The following is a 6,257-nucleotide window of genomic DNA, read 5'->3' as shown; positions in this document are numbered from 1 at the left end:
TTCCTCAATATGGGCTGCAACTATTTTTTCTCGGAGATCCACTGAATATGCTTTCATGACAGTATTATCTTTATTATTACTAACTGTACCTCATAACTTCGGAAACTGCTGTATATACAGCAAATTTTGGAGAAACTCCAGCGGGAGACATTACTAAAATTAATGAAAATGATATTCCAGAACATGATATATTATTGGCTGGTTTTCCCTGTCAACCTTTTAGTATTTGTGGAGAACTTAAAGGTTTTGCAGATACCAGAGGTACATTATTTTTTGATATTGCTAGAATTATTCAAGCTAAAAAACCCACAGCTTTTATATTAGAAAATGTCAAACAGTTACAAGGACATCAACAGGGAAAAACGTTAAAAATTATTATTGATAATTTACAAGATTTAGGATATTACACAGATTATAAAATTGTTAATGCCTTAAATTTTGGACTACCACAAAAACGAGAAAGAATTTTAATTATAGGTTTTAAAAATCAACATCATTATGAGAATTTTAAATGGCCATTGATAAAAATTCCCATGCAACCATTATCAACAATATTAGAAAATTCCGTTTCTGACTTTTATTATGCTTCGGAAAAGATTAGACAAAATCGGTTACAAAAAGTTAAACCTAATCAACAAGATGATCAACCAACAATATGGCATGAAAATAAATCTGGTAATATTAGTGTATATCCTTATTCTTGTGCATTAAGAGCAGGAGCATCCTATAATTATCTATTAGTTAATGGAGAAAGAAGGTTAACTGAAAGGGAAATGTTGAGATTACAGGGTTTTCCTGAATATTATCAAGTGGTGGGAAGTTATCAAACTATGAGGAAATTGACTGGTAATGCTATTGCTATTCCCTGTGTGGCTAGTGTTATTGATGTTATGATTAATCTGATGGTAACAAAAAGTATCAAATCTAGTGTATCTAAAAATCCACTATTTCATCAATTAAATCTTTTTGAAAATAATTCATCTATCTCAAAAAATTATGTACACAATTCAAGAAGCTAAAAAACAACTTGATATGCTGATCAAAAAAGCTAGGGTTGATATGTATAAACCTATTCAAATTGCAGAAGTTTTGAGACGTTCACCTTTAGAGAAAGATATTGATATCTTGGACAAGGAAACATATAGAACTCAGTCACGCCAATGGCGTGATTTGGTTACGGACAGATTATTAAATAAAGTATCTACATCTTCATCTAAATATCAAGATGATATATGGACTAAAACAGCAATGCCTCCTGAAATACTTTCAGTTCTTGATCAAGAAAATAAACGTACTGAAGGAGGAGTAGAGCATTACATATATCTAAGTTTTGGTGAAAGACAATCCACTATAAGTAGCGTGATTGAATATATAAATAAAACAGCAACAGATAAATTTAGTTTAAAATATTTATTAGAATTATTTGTTACTCAACCTGGAATTAGAAGAAGTATTGATAAAGCCTATGAAATTGTAGCCTATAGTTTGTTTGAAACTATTGTTGTAGCTCTTGATGCAGAAATTAATATTTCTATCCCTCCTGCAAAACAAGATATATTAAATGAATTTTCTGATTTAGCTAAAGTATTATTAGGGATTGAAAAAGGGAAAAACTCATGGGGATTTAAAGCTCATATCTATCGAGTAGGAGTAACTAATGCCGCAGATAGAGGTTTAGATATGTGGGCGAATTTTGGACCAGCAATTCAAATTAAGCATTTAACTTTAAATCCTGAATTAGCACAAAATATTGTTGATCAGATAGAAAGTGATCATATTGTTATTGTTTGTCGTGATGCTGATGTAGCTGTTATTAAAATGATTACAACACAAATTTCATGGGGACAAAGAGTAAGAGGTATTGTTTGTCAATCTGAACTAATAAATTGGTATGATCTTTGTTTGAGAGGTAAATATGCTCAAATATTATCTCAGCCATTAATTAATTGTTTATCTGATAGTTTTAGAAAAGAATTTCCTCACTCTATTGCTTTAACTGAATTTTTAGCAGAAAGAAACTATCCACCTTTAGATACATTAAATGAAAATTGGCGCATTATAGGATAAGTTATCGCTCAAATACAAGAATACAAATCTTTTTGATACAGATCAAGCTAAATGTGAATATTTAAAGGTTATGTAATTTTTATCCCTCCTCGAAATTCCCGCAGTGCTTGAGCATGATTTTCTATATTAACACAACGCATCAATAAATCTACATCTAAACTCGGTAAAAGTTGCGATTTACTAACAGCCTCATATCCCTCATTTCCTAAACTATAAAACAATAATTCATCATTCATCCAAAACCAAACTTCAGGAATTTGTAACCGTTTATATGCTTCCAGTTTATTAATTCCTCCACTACTAACAACCACCTCAATTACTAAATCAGCACGTTTGCTATTTGGTCCAAATTCATAAGATTTATCGCCTTCTTTTTTAACTTTTTCAAATTCATTTTCTAAAGTAACAGAACCAGTAGGAGTAAAATCTAACTCCAAAAATTCTAAATAAATTTCTAGTAAAGCACCAATACGTTCTTTGATAATTTGATATTTTTTACCTGGGTTTTTACGAATCTCCAAAACTCCATCTAAAAAGGATAACTTTACCCCTGGGCGGTCAATTAGCTGTTCAACAGCTTTAAATTCTCTCCAGGTTAAGTCGCTAATTAAAATTGGTTCTGCTTCGCGTTCAATGATTGTAGTTATCATAATTTAAACCCAAAGAGATTGAATTTATTGTATCTTAAATTCCCATGTATAACCGTTATTTCTAATCGCTTTTCAAATCACCTAATTTCTCTATAAAATCTGCGTGTTCAACAGACTGTAAACCAGTTTGTAAAACATTCAATACAACTTGCATATTACCTGTTAATAATTCATTTACCGCTAACCATAAACCTGGAAATACCCGACTTTGTAAAACTCCCTCTTCATTAGGTGCTAATTCTAAATATTCACCTTCTTGTAAGGAAAACCAACTTAATTTTTCGTCCAAAACTTGCCAAACAATATATTCTCTCACACCATTGCGACGATAAGCCTGTTTTTTGCCATGGAGGTCAATAGCCACACTACTAGCAGCAATTTCTACAACTAATTCTGGTGGACCCTCAATATAATCATCCTCACTGATGCGAGTTTGACCTCCTGCTTCTGGTATAATAATCAAAACTGCATCAGGTTGGGGTTCGTTATCTAAATCTAGCCGCACTGTGGGTTCAACTCCTAAAGCCACACCAGGGGTTATGGCTTCATAATTACCAAGCCATGTTAAGATGCGACCATGAGGTTGTCCATGACTTCTAAAACGCAGAGCAGCAGACATAATATAAACTATTCCTTCGATTAATTCAGCTTTTTTCGGTTTAGATACGGCATTGTATCGCCGTTCAAATTCATAACGGGTGAGTTTGTCCCCGTTTGTCAAAGGAGGAATTATCGAAGCTGGGAAGGGTATTTTTACCATAATTTTCTTAATGAGTAATGAAGCCCTGAACGAATTATAACAAATTATTCAAATTTTTCATAATTTCTGGACATTTTACTTTCTATAAATTGATAATATGACAACTTTCCTCACAGATTCTCTAGATATAAATAGATTTCATTTTTCTTCAAGATTGAACTTAAAACAAAGAAGTGAATTAGGTCAGTTTCTAACTCCTGCACCGATTGCGAGATTTATGGCAGGACAATTTAACAATTTATCTGGTCATATTAGTTTACTAGATCCTGGTGCGGGTGTTGGGTCTTTAACTGCTGCTTTTGTAGAGCGATTATTAATAAATGCTGATCAAATTGAGAGTTGTTTAATTACAACCTATGAAGTAGAAGAAACCTTTTTACCTTGTTTAGAGGAATGTCTTAGAGAATGTTGTAATGCTTTAAAAAACAAGGGAATAAGAGCAGATTATTCTTTGCGAAATGAAAGCTTTATCGAGAGTATTGGTGAAATAAGTTTACCGCTTTTCACTAAAAATTACCACAATTTTACCCATGCAATTATAAATCCACCTTATAAGAAAATAAGTAGTAAATCAACTGAGAAAAAAATACTATCAAAGCTGGGAATTGAAACGGTAAATTTATATAGTGCATTTGTTTGGCTATCCATATTACAGCTTTCTCAAAATGGTGAAATAGTTGCAATTACTCCCAGAAGCTTTTGCAATGGTAGTTATTTCCGGCCTTTTCGCAAAGCTTTTCTAGAAAAAATGGCATTTGAAAATATTCATATATTTGCAAGTCGCTCCTTAGCTTTTGCACAAGATAATGTTTTACAAGAAAATATTATTTTTCATGCTGCTAAAACAGAAGTTAAACCTAAATGTATAGAAATAAGTATTAATTCAGAACAAGAATTAGATAATTGTTCAGAAATCAGACTTGTTCCATATAACCAAGTTATTGAAACAAATGATCCTGAGATGTTTATTCATATTCTTACCAACTCTCTGGAAGATGCTGTAAAAGTGCAAATAGATAAATTTTCATCTACATTAGATGAACTTGGTTTAGAAATTTCAACTGGTCAAGTTGTAGATTTTCGTCTTAAATCATCTTTAAGAAATTCCTTAGATGATCAAAACGTTCCCTTAATTTACCCAGAATCTATAAAACCAGGAAAAATTTTATTTCCTCCCACAAAACCGAAAAAATCAATTGCTATTGAAAATAATCAACAAACACAAAAATGGTTAATTAAACCAGGATGGTATGTTTTAATCAAGCGATTTTCTGCTAAGGAAGAAAAACGTCGTATTGTTGCTGCTGTCTGTTCTCCTATAAATTCACCCGCGCTGGGTATAGAAAATCATCTTAACTATTATCATGCTAAGGGAAAGGGAATGAATCCTGACCTAGCAAGAGGTTTAACAGCATTTCTCAATTCAACTTTATTTGATAACTATTTTCGGCTGTTTAGTGGTAATACACAAGTCAATGCAACAGATTTGCGTAAAATTAGATATCCCTCTCAAGAGGATTTGATGCAACTGGGAAGCCAAATTGATGAATTTGTATTTGACCAGGAAAAACTTGATACACTTGTTCACAAAACTCTGTCAATTATGAGTGAAGCAATAAACGCAATTCAAGCTAGTAAACGTATTCAAGAAGCACTAACTATTCTGAAAGAAATTTCTGCACCAAAAGAACAGCAGAATGAAAGATCCGCACTGTGCTTACTTGCATTAGCAGATATTCGACCGGAAACTTTTTGGAATCAAGCAACAACTCCCAAACGCAGAATTACTGAAATGATGGATTGGTTTCGTGATTATTATGGAAAACAATACGCACCAAATACACGAGAAACTGTGAGAAGACAAACAATGCACCAGTTTGTACAAATGGGTTTAGTTGTGGAAAATCCAGATCAACCAAACCGACCAATTAATAGCCCTAAATGGTGTTATCAACTTCAACAAGAAGCACTTTTGTTGATACAATCATACAACTCTGACCAGTGGGAAGAATCTCGTCGTAATTATGCTATTTCTGTCAAGAATTTATTACAGGATAGAACTCGAAATATCCCCACAATTCCCGTTAGTTTACCCAATGGACAAGCAATTTATCTATCAGCAGGTGGACAAAATAATTTAATCAAAGACATTTTAGAAAATTTTTGTCCCAGATTTACACCAGGAGGTTTGGTTCTTTATCTAGGTGATGCTGGGGATAAATTTATTATTAATGAAAGTCAAAATCTTAGAGAAATGGGAGTAGAGTTAGATCCTCATGGTAAAATGCCAGATGTTGTCGTTTATTATCAAAAACAAGACTGGCTAATCTTAATAGAAGCTGTAACCAGTCATGGTCCTGTTAACTTAAAACGACACAATGAACTAAAACAACTGTTTAAATTTAGTAGCAAGGGATTAGTTTTTATGACTGCTTTTCCTACTCGCAAGGAAATGACTCGGTATCTAGCTGAGATTTCTTGGGAAACAGAAGTTTGGGTAGCAGACCAACCAGATCATTTAATTCATTTTAACGGAGAGAGATTTCTTGGACCATACGAAAACCGGGAAAATCTTTCTTGATATTTTGGCGGTACTAATTCTATCAATGATTGAAAGTAAGTATATAAATGATTTTTGTTAGTTTTAGTACAAATATCCCTAAAAATTATTAAGATTTATTTACTTAAACAACATAAATATTGTTTAAGTTAGGGACCATAACCCAGTCAGTAACTAGGTTTTAGCATCTCTCACAGCAAATAACCCCGTAACAAACCTT

5 protein-coding genes are annotated in these 6,257 nt (G+C 32.6%); 3 read left to right on the top strand and 2 right to left on the bottom strand.

Annotated elements, in window-relative coordinates:
* Positions 1-83: 83 nt before the first annotated feature.
* Together dcm and H6F39_RS16030 are read left to right on the top strand one after the other, a co-directional pair.
* Positions 84-1,019 (top strand): DNA (cytosine-5-)-methyltransferase, encoded by a 936-nt coding sequence (dcm, locus tag H6F39_RS16035; RefSeq protein ID WP_190397019.1) that lies wholly within the window; start codon positions 84-86, stop codon positions 1,017-1,019.
* Positions 997-2,067: a HaeII family restriction endonuclease gene (locus H6F39_RS16030; protein WP_137908874.1), complete on the top strand. Its 1,071-nt coding sequence runs from the start codon at positions 997-999 to the stop codon at positions 2,065-2,067. Before dcm ends, H6F39_RS16030 begins: the two co-directional genes overlap by 23 nt.
* 68 nt (positions 2,068-2,135) lie before the next feature.
* Here the strand turns inward: H6F39_RS16030 and H6F39_RS16025 are convergent, their stop codons facing one another.
* Together H6F39_RS16025 and H6F39_RS16020 are read right to left on the bottom strand one after the other, a co-directional pair.
* Complete coding sequence (locus tag H6F39_RS16025) at positions 2,136-2,717, bottom strand: Uma2 family endonuclease (RefSeq protein ID WP_137908873.1); 582 nt, start codon at positions 2,715-2,717, stop codon at positions 2,136-2,138.
* Between the two features lie 61 nt (positions 2,718-2,778).
* Positions 2,779-3,477 carry a Uma2 family endonuclease gene (locus tag H6F39_RS16020; RefSeq protein WP_137908872.1) on the bottom strand — a complete coding sequence of 233 codons (699 nt, stop codon included), beginning with the start codon at positions 3,475-3,477 and terminating at the stop codon, positions 2,779-2,781.
* Between the two features lie 97 nt (positions 3,478-3,574).
* Between H6F39_RS16020 and H6F39_RS16015 the strand changes: the two genes are divergently transcribed.
* Positions 3,575-6,058, top strand: a complete 2,484-nt coding sequence (locus tag H6F39_RS16015) for a BsuBI/PstI family type II restriction endonuclease (RefSeq protein WP_190397017.1) — start codon at positions 3,575-3,577, stop codon at positions 6,056-6,058.
* Positions 6,059-6,257: the final 199 nt, after the last annotated feature.

The sequence above is a fragment of the Dolichospermum sp. FACHB-1250 genome, from assembly GCF_014696335.1.
GTDB classification, from domain to species: domain Bacteria; phylum Cyanobacteriota; class Cyanobacteriia; order Cyanobacteriales; family Nostocaceae; genus Dolichospermum; species Dolichospermum planctonicum.
The sequence above is the reverse complement of the archived record's forward strand: the minus strand, read 5'-3'. Positions and strand labels throughout refer to the sequence as shown.